We start from the raw sequence: 20208 nt of genomic DNA on the forward strand, positions 1-20208 counted from the left end.
CTCAGCATGGAGGTACTCCGAACCTCTCTCACATGAGGCACTGCTTCACTTCAGGGTACGCAGGAGTTCCTTTGCCTCCTGCTGTGCCTCTGGATTACTTGCATCTTTGGCAACTTCTGACCAGATAGCCTTTGCGCCAGCGAGGTCATTTTTGATGCCGTGGAGAAACTCGGCATAGGCCATTTTCATGTCTGAGTTCCCACGGACTGCAGTTCGTGCCAACAAGGCACCGCCGCGCTCAATATCCTGCTGGGTACCCGTTCCACACAGGTAACAAAGGCTGAGGGCAAACACAGCCGTATCAACCTCAGGTTTGTCCAAGTGTTCCACTTTCTTGAGCCAGGACACACCTTCAGTGAAAGCTTCAGGGTCAATCCGGCCACTTTCAGTCGTGAGATAGACGCCTAGAGCCCCCTGAGACACCGGATGTCCTCGTGTTGCCGCCTTTCGAAGCGCGGCAAGATGCCGGTCATCGAATTTCCCACCGGTTTCCTTAACCAAACGGATGAATTCCGCATACTCATCCGCACCGGGTTCTTTGCCAGGAGAGGTGCTGGAAGGAGGGGCGGCACTGCACGAAAAAAGGGCGGTAAATGAAAGGGCGAGTGCTAGGAGCAACTTCATTGGATCTGAACCTCAGTTTGCTGAAACACAGTGTGTCGCTTGCCGACACCCGGACGAAATTCACGGCTCAAAGTAGTCATCCTCCGCGATGTCCGGGATGCCTACCACCAACACTCGCATGCGACCGCGGGCGCCATGGACCACGCCCGGCGGGATATGAACGAGGGAGCCGGCGTGGACCTCCTGTTCTACGCCATCCAGCAATACGCTGCCGCTGCCTTCCAGCACATAGTAGAGTTCGGTGGAGCGCTTGTGGTAGTGCAGCTTTGCTCCATCGATGTCCACCGCATGAGCCCATGCGGCAGGTGAGAGGGCTGCATCTTCCCGGCTGATGAGGCGGTCGCGCCAGCCACACGTGCTGCGCTCGCGGGGAGTGTGGCCCTGATGACGCACCAGCAGGGGACCGGTGGAAGTCGGGATGGGGGAGGCACTGGCACTGGTGGCTTCCATGGTAAAACCATGCTCAAGGTCGCGAGACTCGTCAACCACGGTTCAAGCTTCCGCCCCCCCTACACTCATACAGGCACAAAAAAAGCCCCGCTGGCAGGCGGGGCTTCTCGGGAAAAGGGAATCAGGGAGCGGGAGCGGGCTTGGCCGTGCCGATCTCGGTGGCAATGGGCTGCTGCATGTCCGGCACAATGAACCACTTCTTGGTGTCTTCTTTGTCCTGAACGAGGGAGACGAGGAGGAGTTCGTCAATTTTAACCTTGGTGGTGTCCTGCGAGGTGCGCACCAGAGCATGCACAATCTTGCCACCGTCTTCGGGAACGAGACCCAGCACGTTGATCTTGAGGGTTTCCTGCTTCTTTTTCAGGTCCTCGGGGCTGACCTTCATGCGCTTATGCACCGCCTCACGGTCGGCAATAAAGGCCTCCTGAGGGGTCATTTTTTCGAGTTCCTTGACGTCCTTGACGCCGAGCATGGCCAGCTTCGCAGCCTCCACAGACATCGTCTCGGAGTTCTTCACGTTGTTGATCAGGCTCAGGCGGCGGCGCTCAAGGAATGTCGGCTGGAGCATGGCGGAAACCGTCTTCCAGTCCTGTTTGGCCACATTATCCAGGTACTGCTTCACCAGCGCGTTCGCCGGATGGTCGGCAGGCAGGTTTTGCGCAGGGGCTTGAACACAAAAGGCGAGTGCGATGCCGAGGGAAGCAAGGATGGCGCGGAAATTCATACGGGACTGGACTTGTGAGGCGAACGGCTAGTGTGCGGTGAATCTTCGTTCGCGCAAGCCCTAGACGCGGGCAAAATGTGCGTCAAATGGGAAATCCCCCTAGCAGCCATTTGGATACTGAAACCTTTGTCTTCATATTGCATGAAAGCGGCCATCGTCAGTGACATTCACGACAACATCTGGAACCTCGAAGCAATTCTGCGGCAGATTCAGCACTCGGGAGCCGAGGTGCTTCTGTTCCTCGGGGACCTCTGCGCCCCCTTCACCATGGGGCAGATCGCGGAGGGCTTCAGCGGTCCGATTCATCTGGTCTTCGGAAACAATGACGGGGACCCCTTTAACATCTCCAAGGTGGCCTCCAAGCACCCCCATGTGACCATCCACGGCCAGCTCGCCGAAATTGAGGTGGCCGGCAGGAAGGTGGCGCTGAACCATTACCCGGACATTGCCAGGCGGTTGGCGGAGAGCGGAGCTTATGACGCCGTCTTCAGCGGCCACGACCACAAGCGCTACATTCACAAAATCGGCCGCACCTTGTGGGCAAACCCAGGGGAAGTGATGGGCCGCTTTGGCCAGCCGGGCTTCGGCCTGTGGGACACAGCCACCATGGAATTTTCACACGTGGATTTGGCGCGCTGAGACGATCTGTGGTAAGAAGGTAATAGAATCCACCATGGCTCTGCATGACCGAGACTACATGCGTGGGCGGCAGTCCTTCCGCTGGAAGGACCTTTTGCTGCCAGACGCGGTGACAGCATTGATTCTTCTCAATGTGGCGGTCTTTGTGTTGCAGCACTTCTTCCGCGTGGCCATTGACGAAACGGGCCGGCCGTGGGGTGCCTTCTCCCTGGCGGCCCTGCTGGATGGCCGGGTCTGGACGCTCTTTACTCACTTGTTCGTGCATCAGGGGCTGGTGCACGTGTTGGGGAACTGCGTGTTCATATTCATCGCCGGGAAGGCAGTTCAGGCGCTGTTGGGGGCCAAGCACTTCCTGTACATCTACTTTCTTTCTGGGGTGGTTGGGGCAGCCAGCCAGGCCGTTTACGGATTGGGGGTTGGCCAGGCACAGACGGTGATTGGTGCCACCGCCGCGGCGTATGGCACCTTCCTTGCGCTGGCATCCATGCTGCCGCAGGAGTCGGTGAGTGCGATGCTCCACTTCGTACTGCCAGCCCGGTTGCGATTCTGGACGGTGGCGGTGTTTGCCATGGGGGTGTCTTCCGTTCTGGCCCTGCTGCAAGTCACCAAGATCCTGCCCTCGGACATCTCGCACTTTGCGCACTTGGGTGGCGCGCTGGCTGGCTGGTGGTTTGTGCGCTTGCTGGGCTATGGCGGACCGCCGGTGACTTATGAACGCATGTGGCACGAGCGTCAGCGCACGGAAGAAGCCAGGGCCTTTGCCGGAGTGCCGCGCCGCAAGAGGACGGCGAGAGTAGCGGAGGAACCGGCAGCAACCCTGCCACCGGTGAGCACTCGGGAGTTCATCGCGCAGGAGATCGATCCTCTGCTGGACAAGATTGCCGAGCATGGCCTCGACAGCCTGAGCGGCGAGGAGCGCGAATTGCTCGACCGTGCGCGGGAAGAAATCATGCGGCGGGATCAAAGTGGTGGCGCTTCACGGAAGTAAATGGGAGAGAGAGCCCATCCATGAGGATCATTGCAGGAAGTGCCGGGGGCATACCGGTCAAAGTTCCCCCGAGCGTGACACGCCCCACCACGGACCGCGTGCGTGAAGCCGTATTCTCCATGTTGGGCGAGTCGGTGGTGGAAGCACGGGTGCTGGATCTTTTCGCCGGCTCTGGAGGCATGGGACTGGAAGCACTCAGCCGGGGGGCCGCGCACGCAACATTCGTGGAGCAGCAGGGACAGGCAGCGGCCATTGTTCAGGACAATCTCACCCGCTCCCGCTTGAAGGGCGGCCAGATCGTGAAGGCCGACGCTTTTGCGACCTTGCGACGACTCGCGGAAAGTGGCACGCATTTCGACATGATCTTTGCCGATCCGCCCTACGCCAAGAAGCCGGGTGACGTGGATTTTGGAGCAAAGCTCCTGGAAGATGAGAACCTGCGCAAGGTGCTCCACCCAAACGGCATCTTCGTACTGGAATGCATGGTGACAAAGGGCGATGGCGGGGCTATCGCCGGATGGGACGTCCTGCGCGATCGTGCGTATGGCTCCACCCGCATTCTCATCCTGCAACTTCCGACACTGACTCCCAACGATGGCGCGATTCCTGGTGCTGCTGCTCTACAATCTTCTCCAGCCCCTGATGCTGCTGGCCATGGCGCCGAAAGCCTGGAAGAAGATGAAGGCGCGCGGGGGCAAGTCGGCTGATCTCTGGCAGAGGTTTGGATACTTCAGCGCAGAGCAAGAGCAGCGCCTGCACGACTTTCGCGCCTCGGGAGAAGTGTGGTGGATCCACGCGGTGAGTGTGGGGGAGTCGGGCATTGCGATGAAGCTCATTCGCGAGCTGCGCAAGCGCCGTCCAGATCTTGGCTTCTTCGTCACCACCACCACGCCGACGGGCTTGCGGCAGTTTGAGGACTTCGCCGTGAAGTGCGATGGCCGCGTGATTCCCATGTACAGCGCGCTGGACGGGTGGTTTACGGTGCGGCGGTTTTTGAACCTGGTGCAGCCCGCACAACTCGTGCTCGTGGAGGCTGAGGTGTGGCCAAATCTGGTGCTCGCCTGTCATGTGCGAGGCATCCCCGTGAGTTTGGTGAATGCGCGGCTCTCGCCGAGATCGGAACGGCGGTTCCGCAAGATGCGCTTCATGGTGGAGACCATCTATGAACTGCTCGACCATGTGGGTGTGCAGGAAGCGGAGGATCCACAGCGTTTCGCCTCTGCGCTTGGCATCCGTCCCGAGTGCATCGTCCATACCGGTAGCATCAAGTTTGATACGGCAGGGGAGAAGGAACCGGTGGAGCAGGTGGCTGCGTTCCGGGCTTTGCTTTCCGGCATGGGTATCGTTGCGGAGAGGCCCATTCTTCTAGCCGCCAGCACGCACCCGGGCGAGGAACTGGCTCTGGCGAAGATGTACCAGCGGCTGCGCAAGGAGGTGCCGGGGGTGTATTATGTTGTAGTGCCCCGCCATGCGGAACGTGGTGGAGAAATCACGAAGGAGCTGGAGGGGGTGGGCCTGCAAGCGCGGCTGCGCTCCACACTTGGCGGTGACGCAACAGTCTCTTCGGGAGGTGGAGATTTGCTGGTGGTGGATTCCACCGGCGAACTTCGTGCCTGGCAATACCTCGCGAGCGTGGTGGTCATTGGGAAGAGCTTCCTGGGCATCGGTGGGCAGAATCCTGCGGAAGCCATCGTGGCCGCCAAGCCCGTGGTCTTCGGTCCGCACATGGAGAATTTCTCCGCGCTGAAGGACCTGCTGCTACAGCACCAAGGTGCCTTGGAAGTGGCCGACATTGATGCGTCCGAATCCGTGATTCGTTCGCTCCTGAAGTCTCCTGCGAAGGGACAGCAACTCGCTCAAGCTGGCCGCAAAGCCCTGCTTCCGCATGCAGGAGCCACGGAGCGCACGGCGAGTCTTCTGCTCGGCGAAAAATGATGCAGAAACACTGCAAAAAGTAGTTGCATCTTATTCATTCCAAAGCACTATAACCGCCCGCTCAACAAGACCCTTTCGTCTAGCGGTTAGGACACGGCCCTTTCACGGCTGTAACACGGGTTCGATTCCCGTAGGGGTCGCCATCTTTCTTATGAGATTAAGAAGATGGAAAGGCAGAGATAACCCAGTGAGGTTCCTGCTTGGATCGAGAAGTTCGCCTTTCGCGATTGACCCGTCGTGAACTTTATCGTGAACTGCGGCCCATGAGTTCTCCCGGCTGGCTCAGCGCATTCATCCTGCTGCTTCTGGTGCTGGACCCGATTGGCAATGTGTCCACCTTCATGGCACTGCTGCGGGGTGTGGAACCGGCGCGGCGGAGGAAGATTGTGCTGCGCGAGTGCGCGGTGGCGACCGTGCTGTTGGTGTTGTTTCTTGGAGTAGGGGAGCAGTTCCTGAAATTGCTGGGACTCTCGCAAAGCTCACTCGGTATCGCGGGTGGCATCATCCTGTTTCTGATTGCACTGCGGATGGTGTTTGAGTCTTCCGCGAACGTGTTTGGGGGACTGCCGGAGGGAGAGCCTTTTATCGTACCACTCGCCGTTCCCATGCTGGTGGGACCCTCGGCGCTGGCGACGGTGATCCTGCTCAGCACGGAGCATCATGTGGGAACGGGCACCGCGATGCTGGCCATCGTGCTGGCGATGGGCGCGACAACGATCGTGCTGCTACTGGGCGAGAGGATCGCTCGTGTGCTTGGCGAGCGCGGTCTTCAAGCCATGGAGCGGCTGATGGGGCTGCTGCTCACCGCGATTGCCGTGGAGATGTTCCTGCGGGGGATCAAGGAGTTCATGAAGACAGCGTAGAAAGTAGTCCGCCGAGCTTCGGCGGTCATGTACGTTTCTCTGGTCGATCACCATGCGGGCCTTATCCACCGGTCGGAAGCCGCAGCGCCGTTTCCTTAACTAGAGAGGGCGGAGTATCAGCGTGAAGGCAGCTTGCCACGCGTCAGTTCCACACCGCCTCCGCCCACCTTATCAGGAAGCCGGCGCAGCGGCTCCCCACCAGTTTTCTGGGCTCGCAAAGCAATAGATCAGAGGAGTGCTACAAGAAATGCATGGATAACACCGTGGGACTGCTCGAAGCGCTGTCGAGCCTCCTGCGTCAGGAGACGTCTCGACGCCGAAGCTCGGCGGACTACACTCACTCCACCAGCAACGTATTCCCCGAAACCACGCCGGTCACCTTGATGTGCTTTTGCGGCATGAGGTCATTCTCGGAGTCGGTGCAGGCTTCGATCATCTGCAGGCGCCCTTGCACCATGACCTGCACCTTGCCAATGCCATCGCGTTTGGCAGGCACGCGCTGGTAGACGTTGCCGGTCTGGCCCACGGCGTTCTGCAGGCTGATGGTGCCATCCGCGCGAGCCGCCTGAAACACCCGCATCAGCAAGGCGAGACCGAAGGCGATGACAATCCCGACACCCAACCCAATGAAGGTTGCGAGCACTCCGCCCAATCCCTTGTCCAGGGCAATGAGGCCACCGAACCCGAGGCCCAGCATGAGGCCAAGCATGCCACGCACGGAGAAGAGCCCCCACGTGTGACCGATGTCGCCATGATCCGCAGTCACTTCGAAGTCATGATGCACATCACCACCCACCAGCGACATGAACGTGGTAAGAATGATCAAAGCCAGCGAGGTGAGGCCGATGACGGCAAAGACCTTTTGCAACAGTCCAAGGGTGCTCCAATCGAAGAGGTCAAACATTGGGCAGGTCGTGGTTGTTCAATAGGAATAGTGTAGTAGCGACAGCAGAAAGGATCAAGATTTCGGCCAGGGGAGGGGCTTGCCGGTCTCCAGAAGGGTCTTGAGCGAGGAGGCAATCATGGGCCAGCCTCCGACGGTATCGTGAAAAGTCTGGTTCTCCTCCTTGAATCCAATGTGAACGATCCGCAGCCGGCACATGGCCTCTCCCTCGGGCGTGACTTCATAGATGACGGTGGTTTCTGGATCGTTGGAACCCACGAACCGGAAGGTATGGACCAGACTCCTCTGTGGTTCGAACTGTTTGATGACACCCTCGATCATAGCTGTATCCCTGCCGTAGGCGATACGGCCGCCCACTTTGGCTTCCAGCTTCAGCAGCGGCACGAGATAGTAGCGGTCCACGACCTCTTTCGTGACGAGCGCGGCCCAGACTTCTGAAGCTGGCTTTCCGACGTATACCGTGATCCCGAACTGAGGCCCCTCACTGAGGCTTGCGGGTGCGACCGCAGCATCCGCCCCCCGGCAGAGGGACGCCCCACTAGAGACAACTGCCATGGCAGCAAGCACGAGCCAGCCGCGACGACAGGTGAGTGAAGATGTGGGTGTCATGGTCGGTCGAATGGAGAGCGCGAGTTACCTGACGAGGCAGGCCTCACTTCGTCTTGCCCGCGGGCGGCGTGGATGGCGCTTCGCCTGAAGGCTCTCGTGAGCTGCCGTCGGAACCCCGGGTGCGACCAAGAACCTGCGGCAGCTCAATGCCGGCATTCCGCGCCAGTTCATGGATGGGAGGCAGGCTGCCCGCAAGGCCGCTGAGGAAGGCAGCCGTGCTGTTCTTCCCATCGGCACCGGCGCCGCTGTCCCACACGGTGACCTTGTCCACCTTGATGTTGGAGATGGCCTTGACCTGCTCCTCTACGATTCGCGGGAGCTGCTCGGTAATGAGGAGGTTGATGGCCAGATCAGGATTGGAGGAGGTGACCTCCACCAGCGCACGGAAACCGGCTGCCTTGCTCTTGAGCACCTTTTCTGTACCCTCGGCTTCAGCGAGCAGCTTGGCGCGTTGACCTTCGGCCTCGGCCAGGAACTGGGCCTTCTGGCCGTCTGCTTGCGCCTGCTGCACGAGGCGGATGGCATCGCCCTTGCCCTTGGCTTCGATCTGCTGCTTCGCGGCCTCGGCGGCGGCGATGGTCTCGATGCGCTGCTTCTCAATCTCCGCGGGCACCACGACGCCCGCATACTGGGCGGCCTTGTCCCTCTCCGCACGAGCGAGTTCGGCCTCACGCTGGGCGAGCAGAGCTTCCTGCTCCACGCGGGCGGCAGCCACGCGCTGGGCGGCCTCAGCGAGACGATCCGCCTCAGCTTCCTTCACAAGTCGATCAGCATTCGAGTTGGCGATGTCCACCGCCGCGAGGTTCTCGCCCTGGGTGGCCTGCGCGTGTGCCTGGCTCACCATGATCTTCTGCTCCTTCTGTGCCTGGGAGCTGCCGATTTCACCATCACGCTCGGCCTGGGCGACCTTGATCTTCGCGTCGTTGATGGCGCGGGCAGCGGCTTCCTGACCGAGGGCGGCGATGTAGCCACTCTCATCCGTGATGTCCTGGATGTTCACGTTGATGAGGCGGAGCCCCACCTTCTCCAACTCGACCTCGACACCACGACTGATGTTCTCAATCAGCTTGTCACGGTCGGCATTGATTTCTTCAATCGACATGGTCGCGAGAACCACACGCATCTGGCCGAAGATGATGTCTTTTGCGAGTTCGCGGACGCTCTCCGGAGGCAAGCCCAAGAGGCGCTCAGCGGCGTTTTCCATCACCCCCGTCTTCGTTGAGATACCCACGGTGAACGTAGATGGCGTGTTCACGCGGATGTTCTGCTTCGAGAGCGCGCCCGTGAGCTTGATATCAATGGGCATCGGTGTGAGGTCCAGGAAACGGTAGTCCTGGACGATGGGGAGGATGAAGGTCGCGCCGCCATGAATGCATCGCGCGCTCTGGCCCTTGCCCACCTTGCCGTAGACCACGAGAATCTTGTCCGAAGGGCAGCGCTTGTATCGGGAAGCGAAGAGGACGATCGTGGAAAAGGCGAGGACGGCCACGCCCCCCACGAGAAACAGCGTGAATAGTTCAGACGATCCCATAACGCGCGAATCTTGGCATGGTGCCTCCGTGGAGACAACACAAACCGGCCTGAATCGGCGAAACTTTTGGCTTGGCACTTCTGTACCCGTTTCCCTAGCATCATTGAACGATTCCTTCTCACGCCATGAAGCCACGTTTACGCCTCCTCCTTCTGCCGATCCTCGCTGTGTCCGGCTGTCTTGCCCTGACCCAGTGTGGCAAGTCCGGTGAGCCCTCCGGTGGAGGCAAGCCGCGCGTGGCCTACATGGGCAACGCCATCGCTCCCTTTTGGACAATTGCAGAGAAGGGCGCACGCAAGGCAGCGGACGAATTCGGCGTGGAGGTGGATGTGCGCATGCCCGCCAATGGCGCGGCGGATCAGAAAAGGATGGTGGAGGAGTTGCTGGCGCGCGGCATCAAGGGCATTGCCTTCAGTCCCGCGGACCCGAAGAACCAGCTCGATCTCATGCAGGAGATCGCGAAGAACACGATTCTCATCACGCAGGACAGCGATGCCCCGGACGCGCCAAGGCAGTGCTTTGTGGGCATGGACAACTACCAAGCCGGTCGCCTGTGTGGAAAACTCATCAAAGAAGCCATGCCGGAAGGCGGCACCGTGATGTGTTTCGTGGGTCGTGCGGGCCAGCTCAACGCAAAGCAACGTCGCCAGGGGCTTACGGATGAACTGCTGGATCGTCCCGAAGGGCAGCAGGGAGACGATCCCCCGGATGTGGAACTGAAGGGTGCGAAATACACCATCCTCGGCACGCGCACGGATGAGGTGGACTTTGCCAAGGCGAAATCCAATGTGCAGGACGCGTTGACCCGCCATCAGGACATCGGGTGCCTCGTAGGACTCTTCAGCTACAATACGCCCAAGATCTATGAGGCCGTGAAAGAGGCGAACAGACTGGGCAAGGTGAAGATTGTCGGCTTTGACGAAGAGGATGACACCCTGCGTGGTGTGCAGGAGGGACACATCTACGGCACCGTGGTGCAGAGCCCGTATCACTACGGGTATGAAAGCGTGCGTATCCTCGCTGCCTTGGCCAAGGGAGATAAGAGTGTGATTCCAGCAAGCAAATTCGTCGAGGTGCCAGCCAAGGCGGTGAAGAAGGGGGATGTGGATGCTTTCTGGAAGCAACTGAAGGAATTGGTGAAGTAGTCAGCGCATTCCGTTCATGGATTTTGTCCAGCCATTGCTCGATGTCAGCAGCCTCACCAAGCGCTTCCCCGGTGTGGTGGCGCTGGATAGTGTATCACTTTCCGTGGCACCCGGGGAGACCGTCGCCGTCATCGGCGAGAATGGCGCGGGCAAGAGCACGCTGATGAAGATCGTGGCGGGTATCTACCAGCCGGAGGCGGGCACGATTTCATGGAACGGAAATCCGGTGACGCTGCGCTCGGTGAATGATGCACAGGCGCTGGGCATTTCGCTCATTCATCAAGAGCTCAATCTTGCGGAGAATCTCGATGTGGCAGGCAATGTGTTCCTCGGTCGCGAGCCTCGCCGCGCGGGACTGCTGCAGCGCAAGGTCATGCGCGACCGCACCAATGTGCTGCTGAAGCGACTGCGTGCGAACTTTAACGCCGACACCCAGGTGGAGCGGCTCTCGCTCGGCCAACGGCAACTGGTGGAAATCGCCAAGGCGCTCTCGCTCGAGACGAAATTGCTCATCATGGATGAGCCCACCTCCAGTCTCTCCGGCGGCGAGGCGGAGGTGCTCTTCGACGTGATGCAGGGCCTGCGACAGGAAGGCATGAGCATCCTCTACATTTCGCATCGACTCGGCGAAGTGAAGCGTGTGGCGGATCGCGTGGTAGCGCTGCGCGATGGCAAGAATGCGGGCGAGTTGCAGCGAAACGAAATCAACCATGACGCCATGGTGCGCCTCATGGTGGGGCGGGACCTCTCGCAGGTCTTTGAGCACCGCCCGCAACATCCCGAGTGGGTGGTGCTGGATGTTGTGGGCCTGCGTACCCAGGCACATCCGCAGCATCAGATTGGAATCGATTTGAAGAAGGGGGAAATCGTGGGCATGGCAGGCCTGGTGGGAGCGGGGCGTACGGAAGTGTTGCGCACGCTCTTTGGTGTGGAGCCGCCCGTGGGTGGTCGGATTCTGGTGAACGGAAAGGAATTGAGGGCCGCGCATCCTCGTGATGCCATCGAGTCTGGTATGGCGCTGGTGCCGGAGGATCGGAAGGCGCTCGGTGTTTTCCTTCCGGAGTCCGTGAAATGGAATGTGGGCCTGCCCGCAGCTACCTATGACGCCAAGGCTGGCATCTTCCTGAACCGTGGTGCAGAGAAGCGGCATGCGGAGAAGGCGCAGCAAGATCTGCGTGTGAAAACAGCCACGCTGGAAACGCTGGTAGGTACCCTCTCCGGCGGGAACCAGCAGAAGGTGGCACTGGGCAAATGGCTTGCCATGCGTCCCATGGTATTGCTGCTGGATGAACCCACACGCGGCATCGATGTGGGAGCGAAGCGGGAGATCTACACCCTGATGGAACAGCTCGCTGCGGAAGGCATGGCCATCTTGTTTGCGAGCAGTGAGATGGAGGAGATTCTTGCCATGTCCGACCGCGTGATTGTCATGCATGAGGGCCGGCAGGCGGGCTGGCTGGATCGCGAGGATCTGAGCGAAGAGGCAATCATGCGCCTTGCCACCGGGCACTGAAGAGAGAAAAGGAGAGCCCGCCTCAAAAGCAGGCACAAGAAGCGGCACGCACTCATGAAGAAGATTCTCGGCATCACCACTCTACTCGTCCTGGTCTGCGTTATCACCGCCGCGGTAAATCAGAACTTCTTGGGCGCGTACAACGTGGGGAACGTGGTTAAGTGGACCTCGCTCTTCGCCATCCTTGGCATCGGTGCGGCATTTGTGATCATCACCGGTGGGATAGATCTGAGCATCGGCAGCGTGGTTGGCTTGGTGGGAACGCTGTTGCCTTGGTTGCTCGTGAAGAAGGGGTGGAGTGTACCCGTGGCTCTAGGAGCAGGTGTCTCGCTATCCGTGCTGATTGGCTTGTTTCATGGCGTGCTTATCACGAAGGTGAGGTTGCAGCCGTTCGTGGTGACCTTGTGCGGGCTACTCATGTACCGGGGCATCGCGCGTACACTGACGCATGATCAGGACCAGGGATTTGAAGGTAAGTTCGATAGCCTGCGCTGGCTCGCAACCGGGCGTGTGCAGCTCCCCAATGATTATTGGCTTCCAATACCTTTCTTCATCATGATTGGCATCGCCATTGTGGCGGCCATCTTCTTGAACAAAACGGTGTGGGGCCGGCACCTGCTGGCGCTGGGAAGAAATGAAGATGCGGCACGCTACAGCGGCATCCGCACGGACCGGATGATCATCCTGGCGTATGTGCTTTGCGCTTTCTTGAGTGGTCTGGGCGGGATCCTGTTCGCGCTGGAGCTGAATACCGTGCAGCCAGCCGGACATGGAAACTTTTACGAGCTGTATGCCATCGCCGCAGCGGTGCTGGGCGGGTGCAGCCTGCGTGGGGGCGAGGGGAGTATTCTCGGCGTACTCATTGGCGCGGCGGTGATGCGTGTCCTTTCGAATTCAATCGGAGTCCTGGGTCAGGCGAGCCAAATGGAATTTGCCATCATTGGCGTGGTGATCCTGCTGGGAGTCACTGCGGATGAATTGCTGAGGCGAAGGCGGAAGGTGTAAAGTGGAAGGCTTCTCCAGAAGCCTTTCAGGATGGTCCATCGCTTGTGCATGACGAGTCCGGTCTCTCTACCAAGTGAGCCCAAGGCTTCTGGAGAAGCCTTCTACGTTGGAATGCATCGCGCCCGTCGGTTAATCTACCCACGCGCAATCAACTCCAGATAGCTGTCCTCCAGCAGGCGGATGTTTCTCGCGCGGTCGAACTTCTCTTCCACGGCTTTCCTTGCGCCATGGCCGAGTTTGGTCGCGAGGCTTTCGTCCTTCAGCACGGAGAGCAAAGCCTTCGCCAGGGCTTCGTGGTCGTCTTCCGGCACCAGCAGTCCGCTTTCACCATCCGTCACCGCCTCGGGAATGCCACCGTGTTGGGTTGCGATGACCGGGGCACCGCTGGCCATGGCTTCGAGCATGGAGTTGGGGATGCCTTCACGGTTGCCGTCTTTGCTGGTGCGGCTGGGGTGCAAAAAGACATGGGAGGCGTAGACATGCTTCCGGAGTTCGTCCTGGGCAAGGAAGCCGGTAAAGGTGACAGCGGCGGCGATGCCGAGCTTCTCTGCCTGCTTCTGGAGTTCCTCCTTCAGGGGACCGTCTCCAGCGAGAATGAGTTGCGCTTGGGGGAACTCGCGATGCGCTGTAGCAAAGGCTCGCAGGGTGAGGTCGAGGCCTTTCTTCGCGATAAACCGGCAGCTTTGCAGCATGCGCCAGGCGCCGTCCGCGGGAGTCGTGCGGGGCACGAAAGACCACTCCTCCAGGGGAATGCCGGTGCGCTGCACACGGAGTTTCTCAGGAGGGCAGCCCAGTTTCACCAGGTCATCCGCGAGACTTTGTGAGCGGGCCTGAATCTGATCCGCCACGGCAAAGACCTCTTCCATTGCGGAACGGTGTGCATTCTTGCCCATGTCCACCCCGGCATCGGCTCCATGGAAGGACACCACCGTGGGATGAGGAAAAGCACGCAGCAGGGGACGCAGATGAATGGCCGTGTGGCCGAAGTACACATGCAGCAGCTTGGCGTCGGCACGCACCAGCTCCAGCAGGGCATGACGAAGCTCCCAGCGATAGAGTTGCCACGGCTCCCTCTTGATGGACTTGCTCACGAAGCGCCGCCACCAGCGCAGCCTGGGCTTGGGCAGGACCACGAGACGTTTTTTCTGAAATGGGAAACGCTCCTCACCCTCGCGTTTGTGCGTGAAGACCCACGGAGTGACCCTCTGCTGACCGGTGATCTGCCTGTACACGTGCAGCATATCTGGCTTCACGAAGTCCGACACATAGCTGGCAATGACCGGCTTCGTAGCGCGCTCAGGGTTCAAATTTAGGTGGGCAGGGTTGGGGGTTGAAGAAGCAGATAATCACTGGCATGGATCTCCGGGTGCGGCAATGATGCGTAACTATTAACCGTCAAGACCCGCACCTCTCAACCTCGAACTGCCAGCCTTGAATCGCGAAGACTTCCCAGACCATGCCCGCCGTGTGATTGCCCTCGAAATGGAGGAGCTCGGCAGGTTGGGTGAGCGCATTGACGGCGGCTTCACCCGCGCCGTGGAGCTCATGCAGCAGTGTCTGGAAACGCGCCGGAAGATTGTGGTGTGCGGGGTGGGGAAGAGCGGAAACATCGGCCGCAAGTTCACCGCGACGCTGAACAGCACCGGCGCCACCTGTGTGAACCTCAATGCCCAGGACGCCTTGCACGGAGATCTGGGCGTGCTGGATGAGGGGGATGTGGTGGTGCTGCTGAGCTACTCGGGGGAGACCGCCGAGCTGCTGACCCTACTGCCGCACCTGCGTCGGTTGGATGTCACGCTGATCGCCATCACCGGAAATGTGGCCAGTCCCCTGGGAAAGAATGCCGATGTGGTCCTGGACGTAAGCGTGCAGCGCGAGGCCTGCCCTCTGGGCCTTGCGCCCACTTCGAGCACAACGACGATGCTGGTCCTCTGTGATGCCCTGGCCATGGTGCTGCTGGAGGCGAGGGGATTCAACACTGACGACTTCGCGAAGTATCACCCCAGCGGTTCGCTGGGCCGGGCGCTGCTCACCAAGGTATCCGATGTCATGCGGCAGGGGGATGCTCTCGCCATGGTATCACCCGCTACGCCGGTAGCCAGTGTGCTCACGGCCATGACCAAGGCACGTGCTGGTGCTGCCATCGTGGTGAACGAGGACGGATCGCTGGCCGGAGTTTTCACACATGGAGATTTCGTGCGGGCCTGGCAGGCCGATCCACTGGTGGGACAGAACGCGGTCGCGGGCTACATGACCCGCAAGCCCATCAGCATTTCCGCGGAGAAGCTCGCCACGGAAGTGCTGGCGGTGCTGGAGCACCATCGTGTGGACGATCTGCTCGTGATAGATACAGATGGCCGACCGGTGGGCATGGTAGACACCCAGGACCTCACGCGCGTGAAGTGGGTGTGAGGCACCATCGCTTCATCTTCTGAAGCGATGGCAAGCGAAGGGAGCCCAACATCGATGGGCTCTACCGAGAACGTCCTCCCGAGTCGCCACTCTTCGAGTCGTTGTCACTGGACTTGCTGTCGCTCGATTTACTGTCGTTGTCGCTGCTGCTACTGCTATGGGAGTCACTGCCACGCGAGCGACCACTGTCGTTGTCGCTGCTTCGTGAACTGTGGTCACTCCTGGAGCTGTGATCACTGCGGGAAGACTCACTTCTGGAAGAGGAAGAGTCCCGGTCGCGGCTGTGGCTGCGGTTATCATCGCTACGGTCATGGCGGTCACTCCGGTGGGAGTCACTTTTGGACGATGACGATCGGCGATCGTGGTCATGCGAGCCACCACCATGATCGTGATTGGAATGCTTGTGCTTCCTGTCCGAGTCGTTGTCGTAATGACGGTCGTAGTCCTCGTAGTGGTCGTCGAAGAGCGTATCCGTGATCCAGTAGGTTTCGCCATTCGGCCCCCGGGTGGAAACCGTGCTGGAGGGTTCAAAGAAGACACAACCAGTAAGGCAGGCGGAGCCGAGCACCAGGAGTCGGGAGATGGATCGCATGGCGGGTGAGCAGGGTGGATACAGTCTAATGTGACGTACGGTCCGGGTTGGACATTCGATTTTTTCCACTCTCATGAATCCTTTAGCGCACTCCAACGAATATCCCTACGCGGACCTACGACATGGAAATGGTCGTCCGTGTCCTGAATGTATCCCTCTCGATTGATCTTCATGCCCTCCGCCTTCAGCCGGGAACGCTGCAGAGCGGCCAGCTTGCGCTCCATGTTCGGGCTGATGCGGGCATCCGCGCTCACGACGCGATGCCAGGGCAGCGCGGCGGACTCTTCCTCCGTGAGATGGCTCATCACCGTAGCCACATGCCTTGCCACCACGTTCATGTGCACCGCGATGCTACCGTAGGTGGTGAACTTGCCCTCGGGAATCAATCCTACGAGCCGGATGACTTCCGCTCGGATGCGGGTAAAGGCTGCTGACTTCGGCTTGGCCATGGTGAGAAGAACAATGGATCATTCCACGTGCTCGAAGCAAGCCGCGGAGTTCTTTCTTCCACGCGAGGGGATGGAGTCCACCAAGACTCACCAGCGTTTGAGTACAGCGCCTCCAGTTCCGAATCCAAATCGAGCAGTGCCGAGGAGCAAGAGACAATGCCAAACTCGACCACCTCGAGAGCTCGCTTTTGAAAAAGTACCGGCGGTCGGACTCGAACCGACACGTCCTCGCGGACACAAGATTTTGAGTCTAGCGCGTCTACCAATTTCACCACGCCGGCCTTTTCTTTTCTGCGGAAGCAGAGAAAACGAGTAAGCCAGCCGCGCGTTCGTTGCAAGCTCGTTTGCAAAGGAACCGCACTCTGGAGCTCACTTCTTTTCTGCCGGGGCCGTGTTGGCCTGGGCATTCTTCGCAGCGACGGCTGCACGGATGCCCTCGATGAAGTCGCGGTCGGGTTGGGACAGACGCTCCAGCGGCACTTCATAGGGCGTGTTTCCAGAGAGAAGGCGGGCCTTCCCGTCGCGTACCAGCGTCGGGTTGGTGGGCATGGGAGGTGCAGTCACCGGGGGAGGCTGGTTTCCCTGCGTCTCGATGACGTGCTCTTCAAACGCGATGAGCTTCGCCAGAAGGGGCTTGCCGTCGGCGCTGGTCCACTGCCGTGAATCAGACAGGGTGTAGTACATCGTGGTGCGGACCACGGGCGGCGGCTTCGGCGTGGAGGGCGCGAGTCCAGGCCCGATGCTGGCACCGCCGCTGCCCTCGACCCGTTTGGTGAATTTCTTGGGCGTCGCAGGGATGGCGATCTGGGCAAGCAACCCGGCTCCGGTGAGTGCCAGTACCGCTGGGACGAGGAGGGCTCTACGCACGAAACCTTGGCGCATGAACGCGGACAGGGCTGTCTTCATGAAAGGCAGGATACCATGTCCCGCGGCTGGGCCGCAAGCCTTCGCGGTTCCTTCAGGGAAGGTCGCCCCAGGGGGACTGACGGAGGCCCTTGGGCGTATCCAGCACTTCCTTCAGTACGAAGGCCTGCCGATAACCCTCCGAGGTGTGCAACATGGCAGTAAGCGGGTGCGCTGCCCGCCGCGGCTGGCGTGTCCCCGAGTAGGCAGCGGCCGCCCGGCGCGCGGCTTCCAAGTGGGAACCGGCGTCTTCCTTCGGACCCGGGGCCAGAGGAAAGGGCTCCACTCGCGCGCGCGTGGGTGCCGGTGTAGGCGTAGACGCAGACCGGCTGGGAGCAGCCAGGGGCGGGGGTGTGGTTGCAGGGGCAGGTCTATGGACGGGCCGTTGCGGCTGGCGCTCAGATTCTTGGGCTATCGGTCGGCCCACATTCGTGGCTCCCTCCGCAGCGCGTTTCAATTCTTCAAACAGTTCCTTCAAGGAGCCGCCGCCACCACCACTTCCTCCTGAGGCGGGGAAAGGAGGTGGTGTGGGTGGCGCCAGATGCCGCCGCTCCGGTTGCCGGCCGCGCTCCTGCTCGGCGAGGATGCGCCGGTTGTTCTCCAGTTCCTCCGTCGTTGGCAGGCGGCGGGAGCGTTCCGCATCCTCGCTCTTTTGCTTCCAGAGCTTGTAGAGCCAGTTGATGAATCCCGCCACCAGGAAGACGATGACCATGATCACCTGGCCGAGATCGACTTCGGCAAGGATGGGCTGAAGGTCTGTCCTCATGGCAGGGAATAGGATGGCTGGAGGGAGGAGAGGGGAATCAGAAGCTTACTGGGAAGAGCGCTCGTCACGCTACTTCTTCTCGTGCTGGGCGGGATTCTCCCCGGCAATGCTCTGCCTCATCTCGGTATCGGCGGAGATGTTGCGATAGCGCGCGTAGTCCATGATACCGAGGTTTCCATTGCGGAAGGCTTCGGCGATGGCCATGGGCACCTGGGCTTCTGCCTCCACCACCCGAGCGCGCATCTCCTGTGTCTTGGCAGACATTTCCTGTTCGGCGGCCACGGCGGCGGCTCGGCGGACTTCCGCATTTGCCTGGGCAATCTTCTTGTCCGTCTCGGCCTGGTCGGCCTGCAGTTTCGCACCCACGTTCTCACCCACGTCCACATCCGCAATGTCGATGGAGATAATCTCGAACGCCGTCCCCACGTCGACGCCCTTCTGCAGCACCACCTTGGAGATGCTGTCTGGATTCTCCAGCACGTCCTTGTAACTGCCGCTGGAGCCGATGCAGGTCACGATGCCTTCACCCACGCGGGCGATCACGGTCTCTTCCGTGGCGCCACCGATGAAGCGATCCAAGTTCGTGCGCACCGTCACGCGGGCACGCACGCGCAGGGAAATGCCATCACGCGCCACAGCGTCGATTTTGCCTCCCTTGCCCATCTCGGCGCTCGGACAGTCGATGACCTTCGGGTTGATGCTCGTGCGCACCGCTTCAATCACGGTCTTGGCGGTGCCCTTCACTGCGAGGTCGATGGCGCAAGCCCGGTCAAAATCAAGCGCGATGCCCGCCTTGTTCGCGGCGATGAGGGAAAGCACCACGTGGGTGACATTCCCGCCCGCGAGATAGTGAGCTTCCAGTTGATCCGTGGTCAGGGGAATACCCGCCTTCACCGCAGTGATACGGGTATCCACAATCAAGGCGTTGGGTACGCCGCGCAGCCACATGGCCACGAGAGTGGGGATGCCCACGGGGGCATTCGCCACTTTGGCGCGCAGCCACAGGTTGAAGAACTTCGCGAGGATGAGCACGAAGACGATTCCGAAGATGACCAGGACGCCGGTGCCGATGATTTGGAAGGTGGACATAGTGCGTGTGGGTGATGTGTGATGCTATGTACGAACGAAAGCAAGTCGTGGGGATCTGGCTGTATCACTCGGAGGATCCCGAAATTGTCTGGCGATGCTGGGAGATTTTTTAGCTCAGAACCATGAACACGCAATCGTGGCCTTGAGTATTGCCCGATTGAGTTCTGTTCAATCTTGGAAACTTTTTCCGGCACCGCACGATTCTTAGTTGAGTCTGCGCGAATCCCTAAGGTAACATTCGGGCCATGGTAACTCGCGCATTCATGGGGCTGGTGCTGGCCTTCTGGCTGGTGATGACGGTGTTGCTGGTGCGCTATACCTACTTCCCGGAGGGTTCGAAATTTGCCGAGGTGCCGCCAAGGGTGGTCATGAAATTGTTCCTGGAGCAGGGCTCGAAGAACAACGCAATGCACGTGTACCACTACGACAAGAAGATCGGTCACGCAGCCATCGATACCCGCAAGGTGAAGAGCATCGAAAGCCTGCCCGGCGACCCCGTCATCCACGTGCTGAAGATGAATGGCCTGCTGGAAAGGGGGATGCTCAGCATGGTGAAGGAACCGGTGGTCTGGCGGATGGAGGCACGGCTGAAGCGCATGGAAGAGTTTGAATTCTTCAGCGTCCACGTCTTCATGCAGGAGTCCGGCCTGACAGCAGAACTTGTCTGGAACGCCGGCGAATCCGCCCCCAAATTTTCCTTCTCCAGCAAGGGGCAGCCCAACCCCCAAGCCGAAATGGCGCAAACACTTCTGACCCAGATGTTGGGTGGGGGAGCTTTGCCAGGCGGTGTAGCCAAACCCTCTGAAGAGTCTGTCCACATCAGTTCGCGCCAGAACTCCATGAACATCGGCGGGCAGAAGCGCAACGGTTTCACCATGGAAATCGGCGCCTCGGAAAGCTGGCGTCTCAAGGCCTTTTTCACCGAAGCCGGCGAACTCGCCCTGGTGACCCTGCCGGAGGGGTATCGACTCATGGAGCAAACCATTTACGGTCTCGCTCCCGATTATGGGGATGAAGCGGAGGAATGAACTTGCGGCGGACGTTCTGCCGCCGACAGGTCGCAGTTT

At 60.0% G+C, this 20208-nt stretch carries 22 protein-coding genes and 2 tRNA genes; 11 read left to right on the forward strand and 13 right to left on the reverse strand.

The features are described from left to right. Nucleotides 1–45 precede the first annotated feature (45 nt). From DES53_RS32455 to DES53_RS08835, 3 genes are all read right to left on the reverse strand, one after another. Nucleotides 46–348: a hypothetical protein gene (locus DES53_RS32455; protein WP_147263292.1), complete on the reverse strand. Its 303-nt coding sequence runs from the start codon at nucleotides 346–348 to the stop codon at nucleotides 46–48. A gap of 336 nt (nucleotides 349–684) precedes the next feature. Next, nucleotides 685–1074, reverse strand: coding sequence for a cupin domain-containing protein (locus DES53_RS08830; RefSeq protein ID WP_113957856.1), 390 nt, complete (start codon nucleotides 1072–1074; stop codon nucleotides 685–687). Between the two features lie 121 nt (nucleotides 1075–1195). Continuing rightward, nucleotides 1196–1798, reverse strand: coding sequence for a hypothetical protein (locus DES53_RS08835; RefSeq protein WP_113957857.1), 603 nt, complete (start codon nucleotides 1796–1798; stop codon nucleotides 1196–1198). A gap of 141 nt (nucleotides 1799–1939) precedes the next feature. On the opposite strand from DES53_RS08835, the gene DES53_RS08840 reads away from it, so the two are divergent. From DES53_RS08840 to DES53_RS08865, 6 genes are all read left to right on the forward strand, one after another. Then, the gene (locus tag DES53_RS08840; protein ID WP_113957858.1) at nucleotides 1940–2437 is read left to right on the forward strand and encodes a YfcE family phosphodiesterase; all 498 of its coding nucleotides are present in this window, start codon (nucleotides 1940–1942) and stop codon (nucleotides 2435–2437) included. Nucleotides 2438–2471: 34 nt separating this feature from the next. Next, nucleotides 2472–3425, forward strand: a complete 954-nt coding sequence (locus DES53_RS08845; RefSeq protein WP_113957859.1) for a rhomboid family protein — start codon at nucleotides 2472–2474, stop codon at nucleotides 3423–3425. Nucleotides 3426–3445: 20 nt separating this feature from the next. Continuing rightward, entirely contained in the window at nucleotides 3446–4132 is a 687-nt protein-coding gene (gene rsmD / locus DES53_RS08850; RefSeq protein WP_113958145.1) for a 16S rRNA (guanine(966)-N(2))-methyltransferase RsmD, read from the forward strand. Further along, nucleotides 4020–5360, forward strand: coding sequence for a 3-deoxy-D-manno-octulosonic acid transferase (locus DES53_RS08855; RefSeq protein WP_113957860.1), 1341 nt, complete (start codon nucleotides 4020–4022; stop codon nucleotides 5358–5360). The genes rsmD and DES53_RS08855 overlap by 113 nt, the downstream gene beginning before the upstream one ends. Before the next feature lie 68 nt (nucleotides 5361–5428). Beyond that, nucleotides 5429–5503: transfer RNA gene (locus tag DES53_RS08860), tRNA-Glu, on the forward strand. 120 nt (nucleotides 5504–5623) lie between these two features. Continuing rightward, the gene (locus DES53_RS08865; RefSeq protein ID WP_113957861.1) at nucleotides 5624–6223 is read left to right on the forward strand and encodes a MarC family protein; all 600 of its coding nucleotides are present in this window, start codon (nucleotides 5624–5626) and stop codon (nucleotides 6221–6223) included. A 337-nt stretch (nucleotides 6224–6560) separates the two neighbouring features. On the opposite strand, the gene DES53_RS08870 is transcribed toward DES53_RS08865, so the two are convergent. Genes DES53_RS08870 through DES53_RS08880 form a run of 3 tightly spaced genes read right to left on the reverse strand, consistent with a single transcriptional unit; the run spans nucleotide 6561 to nucleotide 9267 of the window. Next, nucleotides 6561–7127: a hypothetical protein gene (locus DES53_RS08870; protein WP_113957862.1), complete on the reverse strand. Its 567-nt coding sequence runs from the start codon at nucleotides 7125–7127 to the stop codon at nucleotides 6561–6563. A 54-nt stretch (nucleotides 7128–7181) separates the two neighbouring features. Beyond that, nucleotides 7182–7736 carry an SRPBCC domain-containing protein gene (locus DES53_RS08875; protein ID WP_113957863.1) on the reverse strand — a complete coding sequence of 185 codons (555 nt, stop codon included), beginning with the start codon at nucleotides 7734–7736 and terminating at the stop codon, nucleotides 7182–7184. Between the two features lie 43 nt (nucleotides 7737–7779). After that, nucleotides 7780–9267: a flotillin family protein gene (locus tag DES53_RS08880; protein ID WP_113957864.1), complete on the reverse strand. Its 1488-nt coding sequence runs from the start codon at nucleotides 9265–9267 to the stop codon at nucleotides 7780–7782. Between the two features lie 125 nt (nucleotides 9268–9392). On the opposite strand from DES53_RS08880, the gene DES53_RS08885 reads away from it, so the two are divergent. Genes DES53_RS08885 through DES53_RS08895 form a run of 3 tightly spaced genes read left to right on the forward strand, consistent with a single transcriptional unit; the run spans nucleotide 9393 to nucleotide 12930 of the window. Further along, nucleotides 9393–10412: a sugar-binding protein gene (locus tag DES53_RS08885; RefSeq protein WP_113957865.1), complete on the forward strand. Its 1020-nt coding sequence runs from the start codon at nucleotides 9393–9395 to the stop codon at nucleotides 10410–10412. A 16-nt stretch (nucleotides 10413–10428) separates the two neighbouring features. Beyond that, on the forward strand, nucleotides 10429–11925 hold the full coding sequence (locus DES53_RS08890; protein ID WP_113957866.1) for a sugar ABC transporter ATP-binding protein: 1497 nt from the start codon (nucleotides 10429–10431) through the stop codon (nucleotides 11923–11925). A gap of 54 nt (nucleotides 11926–11979) precedes the next feature. After that, entirely contained in the window at nucleotides 11980–12930 is a 951-nt protein-coding gene (locus tag DES53_RS08895) for an ABC transporter permease (protein ID WP_113957867.1), read from the forward strand. A gap of 134 nt (nucleotides 12931–13064) precedes the next feature. Here the strand turns inward: DES53_RS08895 and DES53_RS08900 are convergent, their stop codons facing one another. Further along, entirely contained in the window at nucleotides 13065–14237 is a 1173-nt protein-coding gene (locus DES53_RS08900) for a glycosyltransferase (protein WP_113957868.1), read from the reverse strand. Nucleotides 14238–14361: 124 nt separating this feature from the next. Here DES53_RS08900 and DES53_RS08905 point away from each other — a divergent pair, with 124 nt between their 5' ends. Further along, nucleotides 14362–15342, forward strand: coding sequence for a KpsF/GutQ family sugar-phosphate isomerase (locus DES53_RS08905; RefSeq protein WP_245958126.1), 981 nt, complete (start codon nucleotides 14362–14364; stop codon nucleotides 15340–15342). 61 nt (nucleotides 15343–15403) lie between these two features. On the opposite strand, the gene DES53_RS32460 is transcribed toward DES53_RS08905, so the two are convergent. The 6 genes from DES53_RS32460 to floA all read right to left on the reverse strand — a co-directional run bounded on the left by DES53_RS32460 (nucleotide 15404) and on the right by floA (nucleotide 19141). Next, nucleotides 15404–15934, reverse strand: coding sequence for a hypothetical protein (locus DES53_RS32460; protein WP_147263293.1), 531 nt, complete (start codon nucleotides 15932–15934; stop codon nucleotides 15404–15406). 71 nt (nucleotides 15935–16005) lie between these two features. Then, nucleotides 16006–16383 carry an MGMT family protein gene (locus DES53_RS08910; protein WP_113957870.1) on the reverse strand — a complete coding sequence of 126 codons (378 nt, stop codon included), beginning with the start codon at nucleotides 16381–16383 and terminating at the stop codon, nucleotides 16006–16008. 197 nt (nucleotides 16384–16580) lie between these two features. Beyond that, nucleotides 16581–16664: transfer RNA gene (locus DES53_RS08915), tRNA-Leu, on the reverse strand. An 88-nt stretch (nucleotides 16665–16752) separates the two neighbouring features. After that, nucleotides 16753–17289, reverse strand: a complete 537-nt coding sequence (locus tag DES53_RS08920) for a hypothetical protein (protein WP_113957871.1) — start codon at nucleotides 17287–17289, stop codon at nucleotides 16753–16755. Nucleotides 17290–17341: 52 nt separating this feature from the next. Then, nucleotides 17342–18052, reverse strand: coding sequence for a hypothetical protein (locus DES53_RS08925; RefSeq protein WP_113957872.1), 711 nt, complete (start codon nucleotides 18050–18052; stop codon nucleotides 17342–17344). Nucleotides 18053–18121: 69 nt separating this feature from the next. Further along, nucleotides 18122–19141, reverse strand: a complete 1020-nt coding sequence (floA, locus tag DES53_RS08930) for a flotillin-like protein FloA (RefSeq protein ID WP_113957873.1) — start codon at nucleotides 19139–19141, stop codon at nucleotides 18122–18124. A 245-nt stretch (nucleotides 19142–19386) separates the two neighbouring features. Between floA and DES53_RS08935 the strand changes: the two genes are divergently transcribed. Continuing rightward, complete coding sequence (locus DES53_RS08935; protein ID WP_113957874.1) at nucleotides 19387–20169, forward strand: hypothetical protein; 783 nt, start codon at nucleotides 19387–19389, stop codon at nucleotides 20167–20169. Nucleotides 20170–20208 lie beyond the last annotated feature (39 nt).

This window comes from Roseimicrobium gellanilyticum, from assembly GCF_003315205.1.
Lineage (GTDB): Bacteria > Verrucomicrobiota > Verrucomicrobiia > Verrucomicrobiales > Verrucomicrobiaceae > Roseimicrobium > Roseimicrobium gellanilyticum.

Bases quoted from the DNA above. Each gene is read 5' to 3' on its own strand.
- DES53_RS08830 (WP_113957856.1), bottom strand. From the start codon at position 1,074: ATGGAAGCCACCAGTGCCAGTGCCTCCCCCATCCCGACTTCCACCGGT.
- DES53_RS08835 (WP_113957857.1), bottom strand. From the start codon at position 1,798: ATGAATTTCCGCGCCATCCTTGCTTCCCTCGGCATCGCACTCGCCTTT.
- DES53_RS08840 (WP_113957858.1), top strand. From the start codon at position 1,940: ATGAAAGCGGCCATCGTCAGTGACATTCACGACAACATCTGGAACCTC.
- DES53_RS08845 (WP_113957859.1), top strand. From the start codon at position 2,472: ATGGCTCTGCATGACCGAGACTACATGCGTGGGCGGCAGTCCTTCCGC.
- rsmD (WP_113958145.1), top strand. From the start codon at position 3,446: ATGAGGATCATTGCAGGAAGTGCCGGGGGCATACCGGTCAAAGTTCCC.
- DES53_RS08855 (WP_113957860.1), top strand. From the start codon at position 4,020: ATGGCGCGATTCCTGGTGCTGCTGCTCTACAATCTTCTCCAGCCCCTG.
- DES53_RS08865 (WP_113957861.1), top strand. From the start codon at position 5,624: ATGAGTTCTCCCGGCTGGCTCAGCGCATTCATCCTGCTGCTTCTGGTG.
- DES53_RS08870 (WP_113957862.1), bottom strand. From the start codon at position 7,127: ATGTTTGACCTCTTCGATTGGAGCACCCTTGGACTGTTGCAAAAGGTC.
- DES53_RS08875 (WP_113957863.1), bottom strand. From the start codon at position 7,736: ATGACACCCACATCTTCACTCACCTGTCGTCGCGGCTGGCTCGTGCTT.
- DES53_RS08880 (WP_113957864.1), bottom strand. From the start codon at position 9,267: ATGGGATCGTCTGAACTATTCACGCTGTTTCTCGTGGGGGGCGTGGCC.
- DES53_RS08885 (WP_113957865.1), top strand. From the start codon at position 9,393: ATGAAGCCACGTTTACGCCTCCTCCTTCTGCCGATCCTCGCTGTGTCC.
- DES53_RS08890 (WP_113957866.1), top strand. From the start codon at position 10,429: ATGGATTTTGTCCAGCCATTGCTCGATGTCAGCAGCCTCACCAAGCGC.
- DES53_RS08895 (WP_113957867.1), top strand. From the start codon at position 11,980: ATGAAGAAGATTCTCGGCATCACCACTCTACTCGTCCTGGTCTGCGTT.
- DES53_RS32460 (WP_147263293.1), bottom strand. From the start codon at position 15,934: ATGCGATCCATCTCCCGACTCCTGGTGCTCGGCTCCGCCTGCCTTACT.
- DES53_RS08910 (WP_113957870.1), bottom strand. From the start codon at position 16,383: ATGGCCAAGCCGAAGTCAGCAGCCTTTACCCGCATCCGAGCGGAAGTC.
- DES53_RS08920 (WP_113957871.1), bottom strand. From the start codon at position 17,289: ATGAAGACAGCCCTGTCCGCGTTCATGCGCCAAGGTTTCGTGCGTAGA.
- DES53_RS08925 (WP_113957872.1), bottom strand. From the start codon at position 18,052: ATGAGGACAGACCTTCAGCCCATCCTTGCCGAAGTCGATCTCGGCCAG.
- floA (WP_113957873.1), bottom strand. From the start codon at position 19,141: ATGTCCACCTTCCAAATCATCGGCACCGGCGTCCTGGTCATCTTCGGA.
- DES53_RS08935 (WP_113957874.1), top strand. From the start codon at position 19,387: ATGGTAACTCGCGCATTCATGGGGCTGGTGCTGGCCTTCTGGCTGGTG.